Here is a 24,175-nt window from a genome sequence, read left to right on the forward strand (position 1 = left end):
CTTCAGAGGCCCAGCAGGGATTTCGCGATGATCCCCCGCTGGATTTCGTTCGAGCCGCCATAAATCGACAGCTTGCGGTTGTTCAGATAGGCGCGCGTGGCGCCCGCAGCCTCGGGCGGGCCGGGCGGCAGGTCGTCGTTCGCACCCTCCAGCGCCTCGGACGGAAAGGCCAGCGCCCAGGGACCGACGGCACGGCGCGTCAGATCGTTGATGGCCTGCCGGATCTGCGTGCCCTTCAGCTTCAGCATCGAGCTTTCGGCCCCCGGTGCCTGCCCCGCCGCCGCCTGGGCCAGCAGCCGCAGGTTGGTCGTGGCCATCGCCATCAGGTCGATTTCCACCCGCGCGACCTGGGCCGCGAACAGCGGGTTCTGCGACAGCGGCTTGCCGCCCGACATCTGGCCGCGCGCGATGCGCTTCAGCGCGGCAAGCCCCGCCGTGGCAAAGCCCACGCCCGCGATGTTGGTGCGCTCATGCGTCAGCAGATACTTGGCATAGGTCCAGCCCTTGTTCTCCTCGCCCACCAGGTTTTCGGCCGGGACGCGCACGTCGTCGAAAAAGACCTCGTTCACCTCGGGGTTGCCGTCCAGAAGAACGATGGGCCGCACGGTGATGCCCGGCGCGGTCAGATCGACCAGCAGGAAGCTGATGCCCTCCTGCGCCTTGGCGGTGGGATCGGTCCGCACCAGGCAGAAGATCCAGTTGGCGTGCTGGCCCAGCGTGGTCCAGGTCTTTTGGCCGTTGACCACGTAATGATCTCCGTCGCGCACCGCCGTGGTCTTGACCGAGGCCAGGTCGGACCCCGAACCCGGTTCGGAATAGCCCTGGCACCACCAGTCCTGGCCGTCCAGGATGCGCGGCAGGAACCGGTCCTGCTGCTCCTTGCTGCCGAACTTCTGCAACACCGGCCCCAGCATCGCGATGCCGAAGGGCAGGATGCGCGGCGCATGGGCCAGGGCGCTTTCCTCCTCGAAGATGTGGCGCTGGATCGCGGTCCAGCCCGCGCCGCCGAAGTCACGCGGCCAGTTGCCGGCCAGCCAGCCCTTTTCGTTCAGGACGGCGTGCCATTCCTCGATCTCGGCCTTGGTCAGTTCCTGGAACAGGCGGACCTTTTCGGACAGCCGCTGGGGCAGGCGGTCCTTCAGGAACTGGCGGACCTCGGCGCGGAAGGCCTGGTCTTCAGGTGAAAAGCTCATGTCCATGTCGCGTCTCCCTCAGAAAATCTCGATCAGGCCGGCGGCGCCCTGGCCACCGCCGATGCACATGGTGACCACGCCCCATTTCGCGCCGCGCCTGCGCCCTTCCAGCAGCAGATGCCCCGCCGTCCGCGCCCCGGTCATGCCGAAGGGGTGGCCGATCGCAATGGAGCCGCCGTTGACGTTGTATCTTTCGGGGTCGATGCCCAGCCGGTCGCGGCAATACAGCGCCTGGCTGGCGAAGGCCTCGTTCAACTCCCACAGGTCGATATCGCCGACCGTCAGGCCCGCGCGCTCCAGCAGGCGCGGCACGGCAAAGACCGGGCCGATGCCCATTTCATCGGGCTCGCAGCCGGCGACGGCAAAGCCGCGAAAGGCCCCCAGCGGGGTCAGGCCTTCCTGCGCGGCCAGATCGCCATCCATCACGACCAGCGCGGCCGCACCATCCGACAGTTGCGAGGCGTTTCCGGCGGTGACGAACTTGTCCTCTCCCTTCACCGGCTTCAGCGAGGCCAGCCCGTCCAGCGTGGTCGAGGGACGGTTGCATTCGTCCGCGTCCAGCGTGACATCCTCGTGCCGGGTTTCGCCGCTGGCCTTGTCGATCACCGCACGCGTGACCTGCATCGGCACGATCTCGTCGGCGAACAGCCCGGCCTGCTGCGCGGCGGCGATGCGCTGCTGGGACCGCAGAGCGTATTCGTCCTGCGCCGCGCGGCTAACGCCATAGCGGGCAGCGACGTTGTCGGCGGTGTCGATCATCGGAAGATACAGGTCGGGCTTGTGCGCCTCGATCCAGGCCTCGCGCGCAGGGCGGGGCGGCGGCTGGACAAGGCTGATCGATTCGACGCCGCCGGCCAGCACGGCGCGGGCGCCTTCCAGCCGGACCATGTGCGCAGCCATCGCCAGGGCTTGCAGCCCGGATGCGCAGAACCGGTTGACGGTGGTGCCCGCCACGCTGACGGGCAGGCCCGCGCGAATGACGATCTGCCGGGCGATGTTGCCGCCGGTAACGTATTCGGGATAGCCGCAGCCCCAGATGCTGTCCTCGATCAGCGCCGGGTCGATGCCCGCGCGTTTTACGGCGGCGGCGGCGACATGGCCGCCCATGGTGGCGCCGTGGGTCAGGTTCAGGCTGCCGCGCGCAGCCTTGCCGATGCCCGTGCGGGCGGTTGCGACGATGACGGCGTCCTTCATGATGCGTCCTTTCCGGTGTTCACGTCGGCAAGTGTCCCGCCCTCGGCCGCAAGACGCGCCAGAAGCGGCGAGATCTGCCAGAAATAGGGATCATCTTCGGCATAACGGGCGATGTCGGCGGCGATCCGGTCCAGCCCCTGCGCGTCGGCCCAGTGCATCGGCCCGCCCTTCCAGCGCGGAAAACCGTAGCCGTGCAACAGCACCACGTCGATGTCGGACGCCCGCGCGGCGATGCCTTCGTCGAGGATCTTCGCGCCCTCGTTGACCATGGCGGCCATGTAGCGGGACTGGATTTCCTCAGCCTCGAACGGGCGCGGGGTGATGCCCAGGTCGGACCGGATGCCTGACAGCATGTCGTCCATGTCGGGGTCGGGGCGGCCCTGGGGGCTGCCTTCGTCATAGATGTAATAGCCGCGCCCGGTCTTGCGCCCCAGCCGCCCGGATTCGACCAGCCGGTCGGCAAAGACGGGAACGCGTTCGCGCGGATCGCGCGTGGGCGCCTTGCGCTGGCGGGTGGCATGGCCGATGTCGAGACCGGCCAGATCGCCCACCTGATACGGGCCCATGGGAAAGCCCAGGTCCACGACAGCCCGGTCAACCTGATAAGGCGAGGCGCCGTCCAGCACCACGTGGTCGGCCGCCGTGCGATAGGCCAGCAGCATCCGGTTGCCGATGAAGCCGTCGCAGACGCCGGACCGCACGCCGATCTTGCCCATCTTCTTGGCCAGGGCAAAGGCCGTCGCCGTGACATCGGGGGCGGTCTTGTCCGCCACCACGATTTCCAAAAGGCGCATGACGTTGGCGGGCGAGAAGAAATGCAGCCCGATCACGTCCTGCGGCCGGGCGGTCGCCCCGGCGATCAGGTTCACGTCCAGATAGGACGTGTTGGTCGCCAGCACCGCGCCGGGGCGGCAGACGCGGTCAAGCGTGCGAAACACCTCTTGCTTGACGTCCAGATTCTCGAACACCGCCTCGATCACCAGATCGACGTTGGCCAGCGCGTCATAGCCTGCGACCGCGCGCAAGGCCTGGTCCAGCATCCGGTCGGCCGCCGTGCGGTCCAGCTTGCCGCGCTTGACGGCGCCGTCCAGCATGGCGCGGATGCCACCTGTGGCCTTGGCCGCTGCGGCCTCGTCGCGTTCCACCAGGGTCACGTCCAGCCCGGCTGTCAGGGCGGATGCGGCGATCCCCTGACCCATGGTGCCGCCGCCGATGATGCCGATGCGCGCAACCGGCCGGGCCTTGACACCGGCCGGATCATCCTGCTGCGCCGCCCGACGTTCGGCGAAAAAGGCGTGGATCAGGGCAGCGCGTTCAGGGGTCTGCATCAGGTCCATGAAGGCCTGGCGTTCCTGTGCCATGCCCTTTGCAAAAGACAGGTCCAACCCGGCCACTATCGTGTCCAGCGCGCGCAGGGGCGCCACCTGACCGCGCGCGGATTTCGCGACCTTTGCGCGCCATGCCTGAACCATGTCGGGATCGACGGCGGGGGCGGGCGTTTCGGACAGCCGCCGGGGACCGGACCCCTCGGCCAGAAGGCGACGCGCCTCGGCCTCGCCCGCCGCGCGGGGATCGGTGCCTTGGGCCAGCGCGTCGATCAGCCCCAGGTCAAGCGCCTGCTGGGCACCGATCTGGCGGCCCGACGTGATCAGGTCGATGGCGTCCGTTACCCCCACGGCGCGCGGCAGGCGCTGCGTTCCCCCCGCCCCGGGCAAAAGGCCCAGGGTCACTTCGGGCAGGCCCATCCGGGTGCCGGGAACCGCGACGCGGTGATGGGCGCCCAGGGCAACCTCCAGGCCGCCACCCAGAACCGTGCCGTGCAGGGCCGCCACGACCGGCTTGCCGGACGCCTCGATTGCGGCGATCACCTCGGGCAGGAACGGGGCCACGGGCGGCTTGCCGAATTCGGAAATGTCGGCGCCGGCGATAAAGGTGCGGCCCGCGCAGAACAGAACGGCTGCCTGCGCGTCGGCGTCATTGGCCAGCCGGTCCATGGCCTCCGCCAATCCCCGGCGAACCGCCGCCGACAGGGCGTTGACGGGCGGATTGTCGATTTCGATGAAGGCGATCCCGCCTTCGCAGCGATAGGTGACGGGGGAATGTTCGGTCATGGTCATGCCTCGGTGCGGATCAGGCCGGGGGCCTGTCCGGTCAGTCGTTCCAGGGTGCGGACCGCCGCGGCCAGTCTGGGCCCGACGTCGGATTGCATGCGTTCGACCGACGCCTCGGACGGCAGGGCGCCGCAGGTGAAGATCACGGGTTCAGCCAGATTGCCGCTGCGGAACGGAACCGAGACCGCGTTGTAGGCGGCAGGCCCGCTGCCCGCCGGGGTGGACACAAAGCCTTGGCGCATCATTTCGGTCCGCACCAGCGGGCGTGTGGTCAGCAGGTCGGCCATGGCGTCGCGGTCCGCGATGGATTCGGACACGATCCGGTCGATCTCCTCGGGCGTGGCGGCGGCGACAAAGGCGCGCGGCGACGAAAACGGTTGAAACGGGATCCGCTGCCCGACCTCGAGCCAGATCGAGGCGACGTGCATGGGCCGCCAGGTCCGGATCAGGACCATCTTGTCGCCGTCGCGCACCGCCAGGACCACCAGCGTCCCTGTCTCCTCGGCCAGCCGCTGCATCAGGTCATGCGCGGGCACCAGGAAAGACAGCGAAGCCGCGGCCACATGGCCGACCGCGACCAGCGTCGGTCCCGGCCGGAAGCGGTCGTCGCGGGGGGACTGGACCAGATAGCCCAGTTGCCCCAGCGTGAAGGTCAGCCGCGACACGGTCGATTTGGGCAGGCCCGTCCGCTGGGCGATTTCCGCGTTGCTCAGACCATCGTCGGTCACGCGAAACGCGCGCAGGACCGACAGCCCCCGTGCCAGGGTGGTCGCAAAGCGGGGATCGTGCAGGTCGGTCATCGGCGCCTCACAGCCCGTTGGGAATGACAAGCGATATTGCAGGCACCAGGACCAGGATTGCCAGCACCACGATGTCCATCGCCAGGAACCGCGTCACACCTGCGAAGATGGTGTCCACCTTGATGCTGCGGTCGGTCACGTTGCCGATCACGAAGACGTTCAGCCCGACGGGCGGGGTGATCAACCCGATCTCCAGCAGCTTGACCACGATGACCCCGAACCAGATCAGGTCCATCCCCAGGTTGTCCACCATCGGGATCACGAACGGCAGCGTCAGGACGATGATGCCGACCGGATCCAGGAACATCCCCAGGAACAGGTACAGCACGCAGATCGCAAACATCAGGACCAGCGGCGACAGGCCTGCATCGGCCACCCATTGCGACACCATTCCGGCGGCCCCGGTCAGCGCGACAAAGGACACGAAGATCTTGGCGCAGGCCGCGATCAGGAAGATGGCCGAGGTCTGGACCAGGCTTTCGCGGATGGCCGTCCACATGGACCGCAGCGTCAGCGAGCGTTCGAAAAAGCCGATCAGGATGGTCAGGACGACGCTGATGGCCGCAGCCTCGGTCGCGGTGAAGATGCCGCCATAGATGCCGCCGATGATGACCACGAACAGCATCATCGCGGGCCAGGCCGAAATCGCGGCCTTCAGGCGCGCGCCCTTGGGCAGGGGCGTCGGATCGACCGGCGCGGCGCTGGGATCGCGCGAGGTCCACCAGATCACCACGATGATATAGCCCGCAAGCGTCAGCAGACCCGGCAGGATGCCGGCCAGAAACAGCTTGCTGATCGAGGTTTCGGTGAAGATGCCATACAGGATGAACAGCACCGACGGCGGGATCAGCGACCCCAGCGTGCCGCCCGCCGCGACCGAGGCCGTGGCCAGCTTGGGGTCATAGCCCAGGCGCAGCATCTCGGGGACGCAGATGCGGCCCATGGTCGAGGCGCAGGCGATGGACGACCCGGAAATGGCCGAAAATCCGGCGCAGCCCATCAGCGACGCGACGCTGACGCCGCCCGGCACGCTGCGCAGCCAGACATTGGCCGCGTCATAAATGCGGGTGGTGATGCCGGTGTGATAGGCGATGTTGCCCAGCGCCACGAACAGCGGGATCATCGACAGGTCATAGGAATGGATCAGTTCGAAGAAGCTGTTCACCACCATCGACGAGGTCGGGTTGAGCGCGCGTTCCGGCATGAAGCTGCCGCTGCGAAAGGCATAGATCAGGAAGGTGCCGACCGTCGCCACGCCCGCCAGCACAAAGGCGATGGGCACGCGCAGCGCCAGAAGGACGATGACCAGGCCGAAGGCCACAAGCCCGATGGTGGAAGCATCCATGTCAGACAGACTCCTCGGTGCTGTGGCCGCCATCGGCGACGGTTCCGGTCCGGCGCAGTTCGGCGATGTCGTGCAGCGCGACCAGCACAAGGCGGATCACCATGACGATCAGGCCCAGCAGGAAGACCAGCTTCATGGGCCAGCGGGGAATGCCCAGCAGCCCGTCATAGAATTCGCCCGACGCCCACGACCCCGACAGGTTGCGCCAGCTGGCATAGAACAGCGGCAGCATCGCCAGCAGCGCCACGAACCAGCCCATGATGATCAAGGCCCCCCGCGCGCCGGGTGACATGCGATCGGTCACGAAGGTCACGGCGATATGGGCGCGGCTGGCCGTCGCGGCGGCAAGCGGAAAGACGATGGTGGGGATCATCAGCTCGCGCACGATGATCACGATGTCCGGCACACCCCAGCCAAACAGCTGGCGTCCAAGCACGTTGGCGGTGATCACCAGCGCCAGCGCCAAGGCCGAAACGACGGCAAATTCAAGCATGATGCGTTCAATGGCCTTCATGGCCGCACCTCCCGGGTTGGGGCACATCGTGTCCAGACTTGGGGAAAGTTCAGATCAGGCAGGAGATTGGGGACGCGGACGCCAAGCGTGCCGCATCCCCGCATCGGTCGGTCAGTTTGCCTCGGCTGCCCAGGGATAGCCCTGTTCGTCGCGCTGCGTGGTGAATTCCGCGACCAGTGCGGTATAGTCATCGACCAGGGCCCGGCCGTCCAGGCCTGCGGCATCGGCGCGCGCGACCCATTCGTCAACGTATTTCGTGCCCATTTCGCCAAGACGCGCGCGATCCTCGTCCGAGATCTTCAGGACCGGGATCTGCTTGTCCTTCAGGATCTGGATCGACCGCTGGTTGGCGTCGGTCAGGATGCGCCCGAATTCGTCCGCCAGGCCTTCGCCTGCGGTCAGCAGGGCCTGCTGGTGTTCGGGCGGCAGCATGTCGAAGCTGTCCTTGTTCATCATGATGCCCAGGGCGCCGATCTGGCCGAAGTCGATCTCGGTATAGCTGTCGAAGACCTCGTCGAACTTCAGCGCCTCGACCAGATAGGGATAGGTCTGGGTGCAGTCGATCAGCCCGGTTTCCAAGCCCTGATAGGCCTCGTAGACGGACATGTCGACGGGCGTGGCGCCCAGGTCGTGGAACACCTTGCCATAGGCGCCGACGCCGCGGATCTTCAGGCCCTTGACGTCGTCAAGCGTCTCGATGGTCTTGCCCTTGCAGCCCACCTGAACGGCCGACGTCGTGTAGGTGCCAATATAGACCAGGTTCTGGGCGGCCAGGTTTTCCCGGATCTGTTCGTTTTCCCGCATCAGCTTGTCGGTTGCCTTCATGCCCACCCAAGGATCGGGGTTCGGGATCGGCAGGTCGGCCAGGCCATAGGCGATCATGTCCTGGGGAAAATACACGCCGATGACCGAACCCATGTCGGCCACCCCGTCGCGGATCGACTGGACCGCGACCTTTTCCGAAAACAGGGCGCCGCCCCAGTTCACGTCGATGGTCAGTTCACCATTGGACTGTTCGGAAACCTGGTCCACGAACCACTGGGTCGCCTCGGCGCGGACGCCCCGGTTCGGACCAGCTTCGCCATAGATCAGGGTCATAGCAGTGGCGGGCACCGTGGCCGCGAACGCAAGGCCGACCGTCAAACCTGCTGTCAGAAAACGCATAATGATTCTCCTCTCCTGTTTCACATGATGGCATATTGTTCCGAAGAATGGAACACTCTTGTGTTTTTGAGCAAGCTAAGTGATGAAAGGCGACCGGTTCTGGCGCGGGAAACGATGCAATGATGGCACTTTCTGATGAGCTTGGCACTTTTGGAAGCGCCTTTTCCTGCACGAATCCGGGCATGTCCGGTTTGCCGGGATTGCGTGACCGGTGATGCCGGATCTTGCAAAGGCGGATCGCTGCCGGCGTCTTGTCGCGCAGGCCTGCATGATCATCGTTGTCTTGATATCGCTGGCGGGCATCGTCATCACCTCGCCTGCCCTGGGGATCGCCGCGGGCATCGCCCTTGCCCTGTATCTGGCCCTGTCATGGCGGCAGTTCACTGTCGCCACCTGGATCACCGTCGGCCTTTGCGTGATCCTGCTGGTTCTTGCCCTGCTGCGCGGCATCGATCTGGAAACGCTGTCCCGGGGACTGGAACGGATGGCCTATCTGGCCGCGCTGCTGGCCCTGCTGGGGTCGCTTCGCGTGGTCGCCGCCGCCGCGCCCGAGGTTTTGCGCGCCGGCCGGTATCTGACCACGCGGCCGCCGGGACGGCGCTATCTGGCGATGAATTTCGGCGGCCATGTGTTTGGCGTCCTGATCAACCTGGGCGGCATCGCGATCCTGCTGGAAATGACCCGCCGGTCGCTGGACGAAACAAGCGCCCATCTGCCCGCCGGGCTGCGCGAATGGCGGCTGCGCCGCATGACCACGGCGGTGCTGCGGGGCTTTTCCCTTGCGCCGCTGTGGTCGCCCATCGGCCTTGGAATGAACGGGCTGCTCCTAGCGATGCCGGATCTGCGTTATGGCGACGTGGCCCCTGCGGGACTGGCGGCGGCGGTGCTGTTTCTTGGCTGGGGCTGGTTTCTGGACTGGGCATGGGCGCCGCCGGTTCCCGCGGGTCTGCGGCCAGGCCCAGGGACAGGAACGGGCGACTGGGGCGGCGTCGGCCTGCTGACGCTGCATGTGGGTCTGGTGGCGGGACTGGTGTTCGGGCTGCATGCCGCCACAGGCTTGCCGTTCCAGCAGGCGCTTCTGATCGCGGTCCCTGCCTACAGCGTGATCTGGGCATCCTGGCTGGGACATCGCGGCGATGCGGGTGCCATGGCCATGGCACGGCGCACCATCGCCGGAACGGTCGGGCGCTTTCCCCTGGCCGCGGCCGAGATCGGCGTTTTCGCCTCGGCCGGGCTGCTGTCCGTCCTGGTGCTGGAACTGGTGCCGCTTCCCCAGGTCCAGGCGGCGGTGGCCGCCCTGATCGATGCGCCCTGGCAGATGATCGCGCTGCTCAACCTGTCGATGTTCCTGCTGGCAGCCGTGGGGATCAATCCCATCATCACCGCGTCGGTCATGGGCAGTCTGGTCACGCAGCTTGACGTGCCAGGGCTCAGCGACGCCGCGGCCGCGCTCAGCCTGGCAGGCACCTGGGGCTGCGTCATGGGCTTTACCCCGCTGATCACGACGGTCGTTTACGCCGGTGCCTTGGTGGGTCGCCCCCCGTGGGTCGTCGGCATCCGGTGGAACGGGCTTTATTGCCTGTCGTCGCTGGCACTCTGGACCATCGGAATGGGAATCGTCGTGGAACTGGGGGCCATGTAGCGGACGGCGCAGACTGGCCGAGCGCGCCGAAGATGCGGTGTCGCGTGGCCCTTAATTCTGAGATGACGAATTCAACAAAAACAATGGCACACCGTTGCCCTTAAATGCGAGATGTTGCATTTTATTCTGAGATTCTTGCCGTTAATGGTGAGACAGGGTTCACGGGACTGGTCTATTAGTGGGGTTGCAAGCTGATCGCGAAGAAATCGGGGGGCTCGGCGCAGAGGAACAGCGCCGGGCGTCGGTCTTGCGGCCCTTAGTGCAGGTCTATCTTTCCGGGTCCGGCAGCTTGGAGAGCGGGGTCCGTGACGCTGTCTGGGAGCTGGGGGTAAGCCGAGCGACGGTCTGGCGGTGGATCCGGAGGCTTGCCGAAGGCGGCGGCCGAACCAGTGCGATTGTTCCGCGAAAACGTGGTCGTCCAACGGGAACCGCCATGGTGCCCCACGAAGTCGAAGCCATCATCGAAGATCACCTTATGCGATACTACTTGCGCCGGGAGCGTCCCAGCTTGGCGAGGGTGGTCGCCGAAATCCGCAGTGCTTGCGGTGAGCAGGGGTTTCAACAGCCGACGCGCCGGACAGTTCAGCGCCGCCTCGATGCGATGGATGCGCGCGAAGTCATGAAAGCGCGCGAGGGGGCGCAGGCGGCACGGCAGCGTTTCGCGCCGGTGACAGGGCAAAACGCGGCGAAATGGCCGCTGGACGTTGTTCAGATTGATCACACACCGGCGGACATCATCCTTGTCGACAGTTTCGAGCGCAAACCCATCGGCCGGCCTTGGGTGACCCTCGCGATCGACATCACCTCACGCATGGTGACGGGATACCACGTCAGCTTTGAAGCGCCATCTCGCCTTTCGGTGGCCTTATGTCTTACGCATGCTGTGGCCCCCAAAGCAGAACTGCTGGCTGACCTTGAGTGCGCCGTGCCGTGGCCTGCCCAGGGCAAACCGCGCAGCATCCATGTCGACAATGGCCGCGATTTTCGGTCCCAGGCTTTTCAGTCAGCTTGTGCGGAATGGGGGATCAACCTGGTCTACCGACCTCCGGGAAGCCCTCATTTTGGTGGGCATATCGAACGGCTGATCGGCACGATGATGGGCGCAGTGCATCTTCTGCCGGGGACCACCCAGTCGTCAGTTGCGGCCAAGGGCGGCTACGATGCCGAAGCCAATGCGGCGATGACCCTTCGAGAGTTCGATTTGTGGTTCGCCCTCGAGATCTGCCGTTACAACAACAGCGTTCACTCAAGCCTCAACTGCACGCCCGTTGCCAAGTGGGACGCGCTCGCAGGGGAAATGTCCGGCGACATCCCCTTCGATATGGAGGCCTTTCGGGTGAGTTTCCTGCCAAGTGAGCAGCGACAAGTTCGGCGCGACGGCATCCATCTGTTCGACCTGCGTTACTGGTCCGACGCCCTCGCGGGTTATGTTGGTCGCCGGGACGGAAAGGTGGTTGTCCGCTACGATCCCCGCGATCTCTCGGCCGTCTGGGTCGAACTGGATGGCGGCAGATGTGTCGAGGCCCGGTACCGCAACCTGGAAATCCCGCCGGTGTCGCTCTGGGAATACCGCGAGGCCATGCAAAAGGCACGGGCCATGGGGAAAGTGGGCACGAATGAATTGGTCCTCGCCGAATTGATCCGGCAGCAACGCCAAATTGAGGGTGAAAGCCGCGCGCTGACCAAGGCAGAACGCCGATCCCGCGAAAGGACTGTAATGAAGGGTCTGGCCGCCGATGATCGGGGATCCGAGGGGCTGCGACCGGTCGACACCGGTGATACATCGCGCCCGATGTTTAAGGTGGAGCGCTGGTGAATTGAGGGCAGAAACTGAAGATGACGGCCGTATCGCTCTCATTCAGTCGGACATCTGGATAGGCTTTCCCCGGGCAGAGCAAGTGCTGGACCGGTTACAGGGACTGATTGAGATGCCGCGGCAGACCCGCATGCCTGGCCTTCTGGTGCATGGAACGTCCGGCATCGGCAAGACAATGATCGCCCGCAACCTGTCGCGACGCTATGCGCCGGAGTATGATCCGGAGTCTGGCGTCACTCACACCCCGTTACTTCTGTTGCAGGCGCCACCCGCACCCGATGAGCGGCGGTTCTATATGCACATCCTCGCAGCCGTCGGAGCCCCGTCGTCGACGTTGAGTCTGAAGGCGCAGAGTGTTGCCTCGCTGGAAGTTCGTGTCGTGGGTCTTTTGCGCGACCTCGGGCTGCGGATGATCATGATCGACGAAGTTCACAACCTTCTGGCAGGCACGCACCGAGAACAGCGCCGGTTTCTCAATGTCCTGAGGTATCTGAGCAACGAGCTGGAAGCATCTTTGGTCTGCTACGGTGTAAGCGAAGCCGTCGATGCCATTCGCGGCGATGTCCAACTGGCCCGTCGGCTTGATGAACACCACCTGCCGAATTGGCGCGATGATGCTGAGTTCTCGGACATGATTCAGACCTTGATTGCGGCCATGCCGCTGGAGAGAAAATCCAATCTGAAAGTGCGGTCGCTCAAGCAGATCCTTGCATTGACTGGCGGGGTGACGTCCCGCATCTTCGCGTTGGTCAAGGAACTGTCCATCGACGCGATCATCAGCGGTGACGAGTGCGTCACGGATGATGCCATCACAAAATGAGCACCGGTCTGGTCGCGCCATGCAAACGCTCAGCGACGGCTCGAGAAATCGGGGGCGTGAAGTGTCGCCCTCTACCGATATCGGTGACGCCAGTGCCGGACGAGTTGCTTTCTGGTTGGTTATCGCGACTGGCCGCTTCCAATCATTGCGAGGTAGCAGACCTTCTCAACCATATCGGGATCGGCGGAAAACATGCTGCAGCACTCGACCATGATATCAACATGCTGGCTGCGGACAGGATTTCCGTTGCGGCACGCATCGACCCCGCATTCGTGCTGTCAATGACTTTCGCGGCGATGCAGGAAGCAGAGATGCGGTTGACCGCACAGGTGCCGTTTCAAACTTGCCCAAACTGCGCCGATGGCGGACTTGAGCTCAGGCACTGGCGTAGGGCCTGGGCGTTCGACTGCCAGATGTGTGGTGACCGGCTTCTTCCAAAGGCAGACAAGCAGAAGGGCGCAGTGGTCTCCGAAAAGCTGGTTAATCGTGCCCGGAACGGGGCACGGGTGCTGGAGCGCGTCGCTATGTCCGGCAGCGCGCGTGAACTACGCCGAGCAATGCGGGCGGTCACCTTCGCGATGGGACTGAATGCTTTACGTGGAGATCCGTTCTTCGCGCTTCAAAGTCCCCGGTCAAACATAAGGCTCTTCTGCCTTGCCGCTGTTGTCTCCGCCCAATCACGTCCACTGGTAAAGGCTGCGTTGTGCAGCATGGACATCGACGTCTATTCACGAGTTGCCCTGCTTCGCGCCTACGATAAGGAGCCCCGGCTGCTTGCAACGGTCGACCAGATTGCTCAGCGGATGCGACTACGCGTCGGTGGTTCAGCCACCTCATCTCATATTTAAGAGCAAGAAAGGCCGGAAAACGCGCCGTGTCTCGGATTTAGGGGCAACGCGACACCAGGAAGCTGATGCGGCCTGTCAGGGTGTCGGGTGGCATGGCCGGAACCTCGCTCGGACTTGCTGACAATTATGCCAGTGTATAGACTATTTCGCAATTACTGTGCATACGGATTGGAACGCACATGGGTAAGTTATCCATCCGCGATGAAGGTGTGAACGATCTGGCGGAAACGCTGGCGGAGATGCTGGGCGTCACCAAGACAGAAGCGGTGCGGCAGGCAATCCAGAACGAGATTGAGCGCATCCGGTCCATGCCGACCATCGAGGACCAGATTGCCGCCTTGCAGGAGCGGGTGAAGAACTACGGCTTCAGGTCCACGCACATCGTTCCGCCGAAGGGCAAACGCTGATGTTCGTTGATAGCTCTGCTTTCCTTGCCATCCTGGGCAACAGGTCTGACGCGGCCTTGCTGGTGGAGAAGATCAAGGGCAGCCGCAGGCAATGCAAGACCTCAGCCAGCGTGCACCTCGATGTGGTCATGGCCCTGACTGAGAGCCGCGCGGACACACGCAGCGTCTCGGCCGATGCGGTTGAACAGGCCACGGAGATTTTCGACAGCCTGCTTCAGATCCTGAAGGTCTATGAAATTGCGGTCAGCCCGCGCATTGCAGCTGACGGGTGCAGGCTTGCAGCCCGGTTCGGCCAGGGAGCGGATCATCCGGCGAAACTGACGGTGCAGACCTGCCTGGCGCTTGCGGCCGCGGAGTCGCTGCGCCTGCCGGTCCTGCACAGCAACCCGGCCATCGACAGGATCACGGAACAGGATTGGGAGGCATGGCGGACCGGGGAATGAAGAACAGGCTGATAATCTCGTCGCGGTTTCCGGGAACTCTCTTGGGAACCTTACGTTGACCGGGACTCCCTCCCTGTTGGAGATACCTGCCCCGTCCTTTTGGGCGGGGCTTCTTTATGGGGTGACGGCGCGGCCGTCTCCGCTTTGCCGCGTTCGCGGCTCCCGCGCGGATAGCGCGAGGCCAGGCGGCGCGGGGCCGGCTCGACGGCTCCGCCCCGCCTGGTCAACCAGATCGACACGGAAAAGCCCCCGCTGCTGCTGCGGAGGCCGGGGTCAGATCGCACCGATAAATCGCTCTCCGCGCGTGGGGTGCATTTCGTAAATCAGAACCTCGATGCCGAGGCGGGCGGCGCGGCGACTGCCGCGCCTCTCCGCTTCTGCCAAGGGGGCGCAGATGATGGGCAGGTCGTCGGGGTCGTCCCGGATCTCGTAGGTGGTCAAAGTGAGACTCCCGGCTTGAGATTTCCGGCCGCGTCCAGCCAGCCGCGCGCCTTCGCGCAATCCATGCAGATGCAGGTGCCAGATCCCTCGACCACAACAGGGGCGACATAGACCCATGGGTTGTTCCTGCCGCATTTGCGGCAGGACAGGGCGGGCAAGGGGTGGGGGCCGCTCATGCGGCCGCCCCTTCTTCCTTCTCGGCGGGCTTGCCTTTCACCAGCCATTCGGCGGCCTTCTGCGCCTCACTGGCGGCTTTGAAGATCAGCCGCGTGTCGTCTTTCAAGGCGCGCAGCCAGCTTTGGACGTATGCGCCGGACTGGTCAAAATCCGGGGTCAGGCCAAGCCGGGCGCAGGTCATGCAGTTGCCAATCTCCGCAATCAATTCCTCGAACGCGTAAGCTTTGCGGTCGGTGAAGCGGGAAAAGCGGTCAAGGCGGCTCTTGTGGCCGGTCCAATGGGTCGCCTCGTGGGCAAGCGTGGCATAGTAGCCTGCGGCGCTGTGGAACGTCGCAATCGGCGGCATGTGGATGTAATCCTCGGCAGGGTTGTAGTAAGCTTGCGGCTCGTCGCTGGTGCGAATGTCCGCGCCGGTGGCTGCGAAAAAAGCGTCAAGGGCGGGGTCGGCCTCGGTGCCAAGGTCGCGGGCAGGCTCGGCGGGGGTGCCATAGTATTCGGCGGGCAGGCCGTCGATCTGCTCGGCGTTAAACACGCGGTAGGCTTTCAGGTAGGGCAGGCGCCGTTCCTCGCCCGTGTCCGCGTCCTCGCGTTCAAAGGTGCCGTATTTGACAACGGTGGACGATTTCTCGCCCTTGCGGACCTGTCCGCCTGCCTCCTGGGCCTGCTTGTAGGTGAACCAGCGGGCGGCGCGGTAGCCTTTGGCGTCAGCGGCAAGCCACAACATCAGGACGTTGATGCCGGAATAGGGTTCGCCGTTGCTCCGCAGCGGGAAAGGGGCGCCGCCCTTGTCGCCGGTCCACGGCTTGCGCCATGCCGGGGTGCCTGCTTTGAGGCTGGCAATGATGCTGTCGGTGACGTGGGCGTAGAGGTCGAACGTGTCAGCCATTTGTGGCCTCCTTGTGGCGATGCCCTTTGCCGGTCTGGTGCCGGATCATCGGGCGGGGTTTCTGGCGAGGAAGCGCGAAGCGCGCGCCTCTCCTGAAACCCTGCCTCCCGGCGAGGGCAGGAGGGGGACCCAGGCAAGGTTGTCCGTAGGGGCGAAGGGGAACCGCACAATCAAGGAGGCGACCGTCAAGCGCTTCCACTATGACAGCCACGAGCAACTGCGTACGCATCTCGCGGACTTCATGGCAGCCTACAACTTCGCGCGTCGGCTCAAGACCCTCGGTGGTCTCACGCCCTACGAATACATCTGCAAAATCTGGACTTCAGAGCCGGATCGATTCATCCTGGATCCGATCCACCAGATGCCGGGACTGAACACCTAGGATCACACTATGCTTGGATCTCGAACTAGCTCAATCGAAACGCCGATTTTAAGCTCCGCCCAGACTTGATCCGCAGTCAGGGCAGGTATGCCAAGTTCAGCGGCAAGGGCAAGACACGCCCGATCACCAAGCGATAGTCCCAGGGAGCGAGTCGCCGGGCGCAGATGACCGATGGCGTAGGCCTGGGCCGGGGTGAGAGGCCGAATATCGAGACGCAGGCCTCCGAGCACGTCCTCCACCTCGTTGACGCTCAGGCCGCGCTCGCGCAGCTTGGATGCGACCTCGGCGAAATTGGTGGCGCCGATCACTGCCATGGGCAGGGCTTCCAGAACGCGCTCGCTACCCGGCTCGCCATTCAAAAGACAAAGAAGCGCTGAGGCGTCCAAGACTGCGGCCTTACTCACGCTCTGCCTCGCGCCGGCGATCGGCGATCAGCTCGTCTGCAAGCGACACGCCTTCGGGTACATGCCGCCGCATGATGGCCTGGGCGCGGGCAACAGCCTGTGGGAGCGAGCGGACGCGCAACTCGCCGCCATCAATCTCGACAAGCACGGTATCGCCTGTTGCGATCCCCAACTCTCGCCGCATGGTCGCGGGGATGACGAGCTTGCCACCCTCGATGATCCGTACCCGCTGCGTGGTCATGACAGGCATATCCTTTTTGGTCTAACTTTCAACAATGATACCCACCAGTCTATTTAGTATCGATACAACAGGAAAGTCATATCCAATAGGCAAGCAGCTCCGTTTCTAAACTACCAGCTCGCTCTCTGTGTCACATTTAGGCACACTCGCAGGTGACAGCCAGATGTGACGGCCAAGAGTGTCACAAATGGGTGGAAAAGATACCATTGCGACAGTATCAGGAGATTAGCCACCCTAACGTGACAGATTGCCCATGCCTCGGATCGGATACGCCCGCGTCAGCACGTCGAGCCAGGATCTCGACATTCAGAAAGCTAGGCTGAAGGCATCAGGCTGCGAGATCATTCGCGCCGAGACGGGATCCGGAGCATCCCGCGACGGCCGCAGCGAGTTGGCAACGGTTCTGGAGTTTCTTCGCGCGGGCGACGAGCTGGTCGTGCATCGTCTCGACCGCCTTGGCCGGTCCACGCGCGACGTGCTGAACCTGGTGCATGAGCTGGATGCGAAAGGAGCGTCGCTCCGCGTTCTGGAACCCGAAGTCACCACGTCCGGGGACATGGGCCGGATGGTCATCACCGTTCTTGGCATGGTGGCCGACATGGAGCTGAAGTTCATTCGCGATCGTCAGCGGGCCGGCATCGAGGCAGCGAAGGGCAAAGGCATCTACAAAGGGCGTCAGAAGCGGGTGGACGACGCGGAAATCCGCAGGTTGGCAGCGGAAGGCGTGTCCAAGGCCCGGATCGCCCGTGACCTCGGACTATCTCGCATGACCGTTTACCGTGCATTGGCGGCCTGAGATATCAAAGCGGACGTTAAAGCCAAGGGAAGGCGGCGGCTTTTGCAGAATGAAGCTGTCGTTGCCACGCTCCTGAAGAGGTGGGCATAAGCTACGGTGGAAGGTTTTTCATCTGCGAAAACAGCCGCATACATATGAATAATTAGACCAAAGGTTGCCTCTCTGCTCCTTTTGGCTATAATTCCCCCATGCTCGATGACCCCAGCATGGACGATGTTTTCGCATCGTCGCTAACCGCTTGCACCGGATGCTTCCCCATTATCCGCTGTGCATGCCGCGCCGCCAGTCGGCGCTACCCGCCTGTCATCCGCCTTTAGCGGACTTCCATTCCCAGGCCCTCCAGAGAGCATCATCCCCTTGAATTGCCTTCAGGCAAAAGACCTCGCCACCTGATCACGAAAGGTCCACAGCGAAACAGCTTATGAATGACATAAAGCCTCCTTTTACCGACATCGACATCCCTACGGCCGACGCCGGCTTCTACCAAGGACACTCCCTTCCGATCGCTCTTGCCTCCAAGATCACCTTCGCCTTGCTGACCGTCTGGGCCTTGCTCAGACCCGGCAGTGCCGAGGCGATCCTGTCGCTGCTCAACACCGAAGTTCTCGGCGTGTTCAACATGTTCTACATCATTGCTGTGGGACTGTTCGCATGGTTTCTGTTGATCGTGGCCGCTGTGCCCTCTTCCGGGCAGCGCAGGCTGGGGAAAGAGGATGAAAAACCGGAGTTCAGCACCTTTTCCTGGTTCGCCATGATGTTCGGCGCGGGACTGGGCGTGGGCCTGATGGTCTATGCCACGGCCGAGCCGATGGCAAACTGGACCAGCAATCCAGACATCATCACGGGCGGCGTCGCCGCCCACTCCGCCGAGGCGGTGACGTCGGCTTACCGCTACACCTTCATGCATTACGGCATCCACGCTTGGGGTATTTATGTCCTGACCGGCCTGTGCCTTGCTTACTACGCCTATACACGCGACATGCCGCTGACGATCCGCACGGCGCTCACGCCGCTGCTCGGCCGGCACCTGAACGGTCCAATTGGACACGTGGTCGACATCCTCGGCGTCGTCGCCACCATCCTCGGTGTGGCCGTTACCATCGGCTTCGGGATCAGCCAGCTGGTCGAGGGGTTCTACTCCATCACCGGCATGGAGTGGCTCCTGCAGGCAGGCCAGGACGGCGGCCCGCCCGCGCCTTCGAGCGTCGGGCTGATCGCAGCTCTGGTTATCGTGATGGCGCTGTCGACGCTATCTGCGGTGTCCGGCGTCGGACGCGGGGTGAAATACCTGTCGAACCTGAACCTCGTCCTGTCCACCCTGCTGCTCCTGGTGTTCGTGGTCTTCGGCTCGGTCCTGTTCTCGGTGTCGACCTATGGTCGGGCGCTTATGGATTATATCCTGCACTTCCCCGCCTTGTCCTTCGAGGCTTACTCGACCGGCACGCCCCTGGGTGACTGGCAGTCGGGCTCCACGACCTTCTACTGGGCGTGGTGGATTGCGTTCTCCCCCTTTGTGGGCCTCTTCCTCGCCCGTATCTCTCGCGGTCGCACGGTGCGCGAATTTGTGGTCGGGGCTGTTGTCGTGCCATCTCTGGTCTGCTTTGCTTGGATGGCCATCCTTGGCGGCACGGCAATCGATCTGGAGCTGTCGGGCATTGCCCAAGGTGCCATCATCGACGCATCCGCCACCAACATGCTCTTCGCGACACTGCAGTTCATCGTGAGCGAACAGGTTTATGGCATCGTTGCGATCATGTGCGTCGTGCTGATCCTGACTTTCCTCGTCACCTCGGCGGACTCCGGCCTTCTTGTCATCAACACGATCATGGCAGGCGGTGAGGAAGAAACCGACACGCGCCACCGCATCGTCTGGGGCGTGCTGCTGACCCTGGTTATCGCCGCCCTGATCCTGGCGGGCGGCGGTGGGCTTGTTGTCCTGCAGAATGCCATGATCATCGGCGCGCTGCCTTTCGCATTCGTGATGGCGGCGATGTGCGTCTCGCTGGGCAAGGCCCTGTATCGGGATCACTACCGCGATCTGTTCGCCAACGCAGGTGAGCAGGACTTGGCCGCTGATCGCCGGGGCTAAGGAAAGCTTCAAGACCACGGGCCGTCAAAGCCGGCCGGTGGTCCAGCAGTCCGAGCAAGACACCATGCCGAACGCGGGCATGCGTCGACAGTCGCATGCCAGCTTCAAGCTCTTTTCAATCGCTATGTGGTGCCGCATCCGGCAGATCGCGGCCAACAGGAAACATGTCCTCGCCACCTCGGTGCAACCGAACATGGTGGCGACGACACAGCCACCGGACATTCAGCGGCTCGTCGTAGCGGTCATGATGGGCATCAACCTCGCCGCTGCCGCACACCTCACAGCCCTGCTTGTGCAGGGTCCCTGAGACGAGCGCTCGCTGCACTGCCAGATGGGCGCTGTACTTGGGAATATTGGCACGGCGCCAGTTCGTCTGGCGGGTTTCGCTCCTGAACGTCGGTCGGAGAGGGGTCTTCGGCTCCTTCGTCATCACAGCAGCGTTTGGTTTGTCAGTGCAAGGGACGAGCTTGGTTGCGGCCCTGCGCCAACGAGGGCCCCCTTTCGAGCCGCGAGATCCCACTTGCCCGCAAGACAACACACAGAGCCGATCAGCAGGGGTTTCATGGGCCATCTGTAACACAAGACGCCCCTTCACTGCAAAACATGCCGGACCAGTCATGTGAGACTCGAACCATGGCGGGTTTTGCAAGCCCCGCCGGGAAAGTTGGTGTTAATGCTCACCTCAGGCAGAGTGTCCGCTGAGCCATCCCCATTCGATCGAGCTTGCCTCGTCAGTTCTCCGTGCCAACGTCTGCAATTCCCACCCTGGATCACTCGGCAGCAACGGGGCGATCCGCATGCTCTGCCGCCACGCCGCCGCTGATGCTGATGACTCGATCCGTCATCGCCAGCGTCGTCTCGCGGTGGGCGATGACGATGCGGGTCATGCCGAGCTTGCGGATGGCGAGATTGATGATGGCCTCATTCGTGCTGTCGAGATGGCTCGTCGCCTCGTCCATCAGCAGGATCGAGGGGCGGCGATACAGCGCGCGCGCCAGCACGATCCGCTGCTTCTGCCCGCCCGAAAGAGTGCTGCCCATGTCGCCGACCAGCGTCTCGTAGCCCATCGGCAAGGTGCGGATCTCGTCATGGATCGCCGCCATGCGGGCCGCGCGTTCCAGATCCTCGGGCGAGACGTCGCGGTTGAAGCCGGTGATGTTGTCGATAATCGAGCCCGCGAACAGCCGATCCTCTTGGAGCACGCAGCCGACACGGGCGCGGTAGGCCGCCAGACCAATAGAATCCAACGGGATGCCATCGATCAGCACTTGGCCCGAGCTTGGGCGCGCGAGCCCGGCCAACACCTTCAGCAGCGTCGTCTTGCCGGCGCCCGAGGGGCCGGCGATGCCGACGCATTCCCCCGCCTCGATCCGAAGATTGATGCCCTTCAGCACCTCGGGGTCGTTGTCGGCATAGCGGAAACGGACATCGCGGATCTCAAGGCTGGCGGGTTCCGTATTGGGAATGACTGCCACGACAGGGCGACGAGTGTCCTCCTCAGGGGCGGCGAGGGCGATGTCGGCGATACGCTCGCCATGCAGTCCCAGCATGCGGAACTGCAGCAACGTGTCGATGAAGCTGTTGATGCGGTCCGCGAACTGGTCTTTGTAAGCCAGAAAGGCCACGAACATGCCGACGGACATGGTGGAGTCGATGATCGCCATCACTCCCAAATAGATGATGAGCAGCCGGTCGATCCCGAAGATCGAGGATGCGCCCGCCTGAAACCAGACATCGAACTTCTGGACCCGCAATTCGGCGTTCAGGCGCTCCACAAGGTGGTTGATCCAGGTGCCCTGGCGCCGGCTTTCGATGTTCAGCACCTTCACGCTGCCGATGCCGCGCACCGACTCCATGAAATGCGTGTTCTCCTGCGCGGCATGAACGATCGCTTCCTCGGACATGCGGCGATAGGTGCCCCATGTCGAAACACGGAGCAGTGCATAAAGCCCGACGCCCAATAGCGCGAGCCATAGAAGCCAGCCGCCATAAATCCACATCATCGCGATCAAAGCGATCGACATCACACCATCAAGCAGCGCCGTCACTGCTGACGTGGTCACGGTCCGGTGGATCGAATCCAGCGATCCGAAGCGCGAGACGATGTCTCCCACGTGCCGCTTTTCGTAGAATGCCAGCGGCAGGCGCATGAGGTGGTCGAAGAGCCCTACCTTCCATTGCAGGGCGAGGCCCGATCCCATCAGCATGGTGATCCAGCTGCGCACGAATGTTGCCGCCACCTGCAGGATCAGAAGGAATGCGAGCGCGATCACGATGATGCTCAGCAGATCGCGGTCGGCCGCAACTACAACCTCGTCGAGGATCAGCGCGAAACCGATTGGCATTGCGATGACCGTAATCTCCAGCAACAGCGAGATCGCCAGCACCTGCAAGACAGCTGCTCCGATGCCTTTGGTGCGGCGGACCATGTCCATGATGCTGATGCGGACAGTTTCGTCGCGGCGGGTGAAGCTGGCTGTGGGCCACGCTTCCAGCGCAATGCCGGTGAAGTTCTTCGACACCTCCTCCATCGGCACATGGCGACGACCGATGGCAGGGTCGTGGATGACGATGCCCGTTGCGCCGACGCGTGTCAGCACGACGAAGTGGTTGTGGGCCCAGTGCAGGACACAGGGCAGGCGCAGCTTGGAGAGGTCGTCGAGTTCCAACCGCAGGGCGCGGGTGGCCAGTTGCAGCGACTCGCTGATCCTGACCAGATCCTGCAGTGTCGTGCCCTTCATCGAGGCCGAAAAGCGCCGCCGGATCGCCGGCAGATCCATCCGGTGGCCGTGATGGCCCGCGATCATGGCAAGACAGGCAAGGCCGCATTCGGCGCCTTCGCTTTGCAGGATGACGGGCGTGGCGCCGAAGATGCGCGCGTTCAGACGCTGCGCCAACAGCGCGGTCATGACTCGCCCCCCGACACTGCGCCGCGCAGCCCGTAAATTGGTTCGAGAACCCACTGGTAAAGCGGACGCGTCTCGACCAGCAGATGCGCTTCGACCTCCATCCCGGCCTGCAATTCCTCGGTGCGGCCATAGGCGTTCACATGCGGCTGCTGTGGCTGGACGGTAACGCGGTAGAGGACGGGGGCGTCCTGACTGTCGCCGCGCAGTTCGCCGATCCCCTCCGGGCCGAGATTGGCGCGAGAGATCACCGTGACCTCGCCCGGATACTGCCCGAACTTCTGATAGGGAAACGCCTGGTAGCGCAGCAGCACCGGCATTCCTTCACGCAGGAAACCGATGGCGGAGCCGGGCGCGAGCAGTTGCGCGACCAGCGGACGGTTGTCCGGCACGATGGTCAGAAGCGGCGTTCCGGCCGTCACGGTCTGCCCGGCAAGGGTGATGATCCCGGTTACGGTTCCGTCGCGGGGGGCGGTCACCGCAACCTCGCGGCGGGCTTCGCTTTCGGAAATCTGCTGGTCGATATCGAGGATCTGGCGGCGGATGTCGGCGGCCTGCGCCTCGGATCGAAGGTCGAAGGAGGCGAGCTCCGCCTGCAGGTCGTTCAGGCGGCTTTCAGCCTGCACCTTCTCCCGGCTCAGAGCCGGCAGTTGTGCCCGCTCGGCATAGAAGGCGCGCAGGCGTTGCTCGTATTCGGCAGAAACCGCAATGCCGCGCTCCATCAGATCCTTCTGCCGTTCCGCAAAATCCGAAAACTCGCTGATGGTCGCTTGCAGCAGCCGCAACTGCTCGTCGATTTGAGGAATTTCGCGCTGAAGGTCGGACAGCCGCGCCTCGATGGCCTGCTTTTCCAAGGCCCGCATCTGCGTGTCACGCTCCAGCATTTGCGTCAGCTCGGCCCGCTTGTGGGCCAGAATGTCCGAGACCGCCCCCTGGGTAGCCCCGAGCGCGGTCGTTATGTCGATGCTAAGGGTGTATAGCAGGTCTCCTCGCCGCACCTGCTCCCCTTCCTTGACGCGGAGATCGGTAATCCAGCCTGCCTGCGGGGCGGCGACGCGGGTCAGCCCCTCCTGCGGCAGAATGATCCCGCTGACCCGGATGCGGCGGGTGTAATCGGCGAAGGTGACAAACAGCGCGCTTGCAACAACGAAGACAATCGAGAACGTGGCAAAGGCGATGATCGGGATACGTGAGATCACCACAGGACGACCCAGCCACGCTTGCGCGCGTGACTGAAGCGATTCAGGCCGAAACAGTGGCGCCATTCGTCAACTCGTCAGGGATCAGGCCGCATCAAGGCGACGGGATCCGTCACATCGGGACGGGCGGAGGAGGAAGAATGGGGCCCGGGCCCGGATCCGGCGCAGGAATGGAGCGATGGCGGGGGGGCCAGGGGCGCTGCGGCGGGATATCGGGCTTCCGGGGCAAAAGCGGCGGCTGCCGCGGCGGCGGAATGTCCATGCCGCCGCCGGCGACCTGTATCAGCGCTTCGTCAGGAATGATGGTCAGGGCCATTTCAGGCATCTCCCTTGTTGACTGCGTCCATCGCGGAAGGG

Annotated in this window: 23 protein-coding genes and 1 pseudogene; 10 read left to right on the plus strand and 14 right to left on the minus strand. The window is 63.8% G+C overall.

Going from position 1 to position 24,175, the window contains the following annotated elements:
- Window positions 1-2: 2 nt before the first annotated feature.
- The 7 genes from ACTJI6_RS15140 to ACTJI6_RS15170 all read right to left on the minus strand — a co-directional run bounded on the left by ACTJI6_RS15140 (window position 3) and on the right by ACTJI6_RS15170 (window position 8,321).
- Window positions 3-1,199 carry an acyl-CoA dehydrogenase family protein gene (locus ACTJI6_RS15140; protein ID WP_126155197.1) on the minus strand — a complete coding sequence of 399 codons (1,197 nt, stop codon included), beginning with the start codon at window positions 1,197-1,199 and terminating at the stop codon, window positions 3-5.
- 12 nt (window positions 1,200-1,211) lie between these two features.
- On the minus strand, window positions 1,212-2,387 hold the full coding sequence (locus ACTJI6_RS15145) for an acetyl-CoA C-acyltransferase (RefSeq protein WP_126155196.1): 1,176 nt from the start codon (window positions 2,385-2,387) through the stop codon (window positions 1,212-1,214).
- Window positions 2,384-4,498, minus strand: a complete 2,115-nt coding sequence (locus tag ACTJI6_RS15150; protein ID WP_126155195.1) for a 3-hydroxyacyl-CoA dehydrogenase NAD-binding domain-containing protein — start codon at window positions 4,496-4,498, stop codon at window positions 2,384-2,386. Before ACTJI6_RS15150 ends, ACTJI6_RS15145 begins: the two co-directional genes overlap by 4 nt.
- A 2-nt stretch (window positions 4,499-4,500) precedes the next feature.
- Window positions 4,501-5,298: an IclR family transcriptional regulator gene (locus ACTJI6_RS15155; RefSeq protein WP_126155194.1), complete on the minus strand. Its 798-nt coding sequence runs from the start codon at window positions 5,296-5,298 to the stop codon at window positions 4,501-4,503.
- A gap of 7 nt (window positions 5,299-5,305) precedes the next feature.
- A complete protein-coding gene (locus ACTJI6_RS15160) occupies window positions 5,306-6,643 on the minus strand; it encodes a TRAP transporter large permease (RefSeq protein ID WP_126155193.1) in 1,338 nt (445 codons plus the stop codon).
- Between the two features lies 1 nt (window position 6,644).
- On the minus strand, window positions 6,645-7,136 hold the full coding sequence (locus tag ACTJI6_RS15165; protein ID WP_164555257.1) for a TRAP transporter small permease: 492 nt from the start codon (window positions 7,134-7,136) through the stop codon (window positions 6,645-6,647).
- Between the two features lie 132 nt (window positions 7,137-7,268).
- Window positions 7,269-8,321, minus strand: a complete 1,053-nt coding sequence (locus ACTJI6_RS15170) for a C4-dicarboxylate TRAP transporter substrate-binding protein (RefSeq protein ID WP_126155191.1) — start codon at window positions 8,319-8,321, stop codon at window positions 7,269-7,271.
- Window positions 8,322-8,589: 268 nt separating this feature from the next.
- Here ACTJI6_RS15170 and ACTJI6_RS15175 point away from each other — a divergent pair, with 268 nt between their 5' ends.
- The 6 genes from ACTJI6_RS15175 (at window position 8,590) to ACTJI6_RS15200 (ending at window position 14,297) form a co-directional block, all read left to right on the plus strand.
- Complete coding sequence (locus tag ACTJI6_RS15175; RefSeq protein ID WP_126155190.1) at window positions 8,590-9,963, plus strand: hypothetical protein; 1,374 nt, start codon at window positions 8,590-8,592, stop codon at window positions 9,961-9,963.
- 433 nt (window positions 9,964-10,396) lie between these two features.
- Window positions 10,397-11,779 (plus strand): Mu transposase C-terminal domain-containing protein, encoded by a 1,383-nt coding sequence (locus ACTJI6_RS15180; RefSeq protein WP_440801835.1) that lies wholly within the window; start codon window positions 10,397-10,399, stop codon window positions 11,777-11,779.
- Entirely contained in the window at window positions 11,739-12,599 is an 861-nt protein-coding gene (locus ACTJI6_RS15185) for a TniB family NTP-binding protein (RefSeq protein ID WP_241232816.1), read from the plus strand. Before ACTJI6_RS15180 ends, ACTJI6_RS15185 begins: the two co-directional genes overlap by 41 nt.
- Window positions 12,596-13,447, plus strand: coding sequence for a TniQ family protein (locus ACTJI6_RS15190; RefSeq protein WP_241232815.1), 852 nt, complete (start codon window positions 12,596-12,598; stop codon window positions 13,445-13,447). The genes ACTJI6_RS15185 and ACTJI6_RS15190 overlap by 4 nt, the downstream gene beginning before the upstream one ends.
- A 179-nt stretch (window positions 13,448-13,626) precedes the next feature.
- Window positions 13,627-13,854: a type II toxin-antitoxin system VapB family antitoxin gene (locus tag ACTJI6_RS15195; protein WP_126155188.1), complete on the plus strand. Its 228-nt coding sequence runs from the start codon at window positions 13,627-13,629 to the stop codon at window positions 13,852-13,854.
- 56 nt (window positions 13,855-13,910) lie between these two features.
- Window positions 13,911-14,297, plus strand: a complete 387-nt coding sequence (locus tag ACTJI6_RS15200) for a hypothetical protein (protein ID WP_440801838.1) — start codon at window positions 13,911-13,913, stop codon at window positions 14,295-14,297.
- 273 nt (window positions 14,298-14,570) lie between these two features.
- Here the strand turns inward: ACTJI6_RS15200 and ACTJI6_RS15205 are convergent, their stop codons facing one another.
- From ACTJI6_RS15205 to ACTJI6_RS15215, 3 genes are read right to left on the minus strand one after another with little or no spacing between them, the layout of a single operon-like run.
- Complete coding sequence (locus tag ACTJI6_RS15205) at window positions 14,571-14,738, minus strand: hypothetical protein (protein ID WP_164555256.1); 168 nt, start codon at window positions 14,736-14,738, stop codon at window positions 14,571-14,573.
- On the minus strand, window positions 14,735-14,914 hold the full coding sequence (locus ACTJI6_RS15210) for a hypothetical protein (protein WP_126155186.1): 180 nt from the start codon (window positions 14,912-14,914) through the stop codon (window positions 14,735-14,737). The genes ACTJI6_RS15205 and ACTJI6_RS15210 overlap by 4 nt, the downstream gene beginning before the upstream one ends.
- Window positions 14,911-15,801 (minus strand): ArdC family protein, encoded by an 891-nt coding sequence (locus ACTJI6_RS15215; RefSeq protein ID WP_126155185.1) that lies wholly within the window; start codon window positions 15,799-15,801, stop codon window positions 14,911-14,913. Before ACTJI6_RS15215 ends, ACTJI6_RS15210 begins: the two co-directional genes overlap by 4 nt.
- 160 nt (window positions 15,802-15,961) lie before the next feature.
- Between ACTJI6_RS15215 and ACTJI6_RS15220 the strand changes: the two are divergent.
- Window positions 15,962-16,183, plus strand: a pseudogene (locus ACTJI6_RS15220) (IS3 family transposase); the annotation flags it as partial.
- A 2-nt stretch (window positions 16,184-16,185) separates the two neighbouring features.
- Here the strand turns inward: ACTJI6_RS15220 and ACTJI6_RS15225 are convergent.
- Together ACTJI6_RS15225 and ACTJI6_RS15230 are read right to left on the minus strand one after the other, a co-directional pair.
- Window positions 16,186-16,569: a type II toxin-antitoxin system VapC family toxin gene (locus ACTJI6_RS15225; protein WP_204245771.1), complete on the minus strand. Its 384-nt coding sequence runs from the start codon at window positions 16,567-16,569 to the stop codon at window positions 16,186-16,188.
- 10 nt (window positions 16,570-16,579) lie between these two features.
- Entirely contained in the window at window positions 16,580-16,828 is a 249-nt protein-coding gene (locus tag ACTJI6_RS15230) for an AbrB/MazE/SpoVT family DNA-binding domain-containing protein (RefSeq protein WP_045983529.1), read from the minus strand.
- A gap of 253 nt (window positions 16,829-17,081) precedes the next feature.
- On the opposite strand from ACTJI6_RS15230, the gene ACTJI6_RS15235 reads away from it, so the two are divergent.
- From ACTJI6_RS15235 to ACTJI6_RS15245, 3 genes are all read left to right on the plus strand, one after another.
- A complete protein-coding gene (locus ACTJI6_RS15235) occupies window positions 17,082-17,624 on the plus strand; it encodes a recombinase family protein (protein ID WP_126155184.1) in 543 nt (180 codons plus the stop codon).
- Window positions 17,625-18,045: 421 nt separating this feature from the next.
- The gene (locus tag ACTJI6_RS15240) at window positions 18,046-19,713 is read left to right on the plus strand and encodes a BCCT family transporter (RefSeq protein ID WP_440801843.1); all 1,668 of its coding nucleotides are present in this window, start codon (window positions 18,046-18,048) and stop codon (window positions 19,711-19,713) included.
- 64 nt (window positions 19,714-19,777) lie between these two features.
- Window positions 19,778-20,020 carry a hypothetical protein gene (locus ACTJI6_RS15245; protein WP_440801846.1) on the plus strand — a complete coding sequence of 81 codons (243 nt, stop codon included), beginning with the start codon at window positions 19,778-19,780 and terminating at the stop codon, window positions 20,018-20,020.
- Window positions 20,021-20,483: 463 nt separating this feature from the next.
- Here the strand turns inward: ACTJI6_RS15245 and ACTJI6_RS15250 are convergent, their stop codons facing one another.
- The gene (locus tag ACTJI6_RS15250; RefSeq protein ID WP_126155181.1) at window positions 20,484-22,622 is read right to left on the minus strand and encodes a peptidase domain-containing ABC transporter; all 2,139 of its coding nucleotides are present in this window, start codon (window positions 22,620-22,622) and stop codon (window positions 20,484-20,486) included.
- Window positions 22,619-23,884 carry an HlyD family secretion protein gene (locus ACTJI6_RS15255; protein ID WP_126155180.1) on the minus strand — a complete coding sequence of 422 codons (1,266 nt, stop codon included), beginning with the start codon at window positions 23,882-23,884 and terminating at the stop codon, window positions 22,619-22,621. Before ACTJI6_RS15255 ends, ACTJI6_RS15250 begins: the two co-directional genes overlap by 4 nt.
- Window positions 23,885-24,175: the final 291 nt, after the last annotated feature.

Source organism: Paracoccus sp. 22332 (assembly GCF_052045125.1).
Taxonomy (GTDB): Bacteria; Pseudomonadota; Alphaproteobacteria; order Rhodobacterales; family Rhodobacteraceae; genus Paracoccus; species Paracoccus haematequi_A.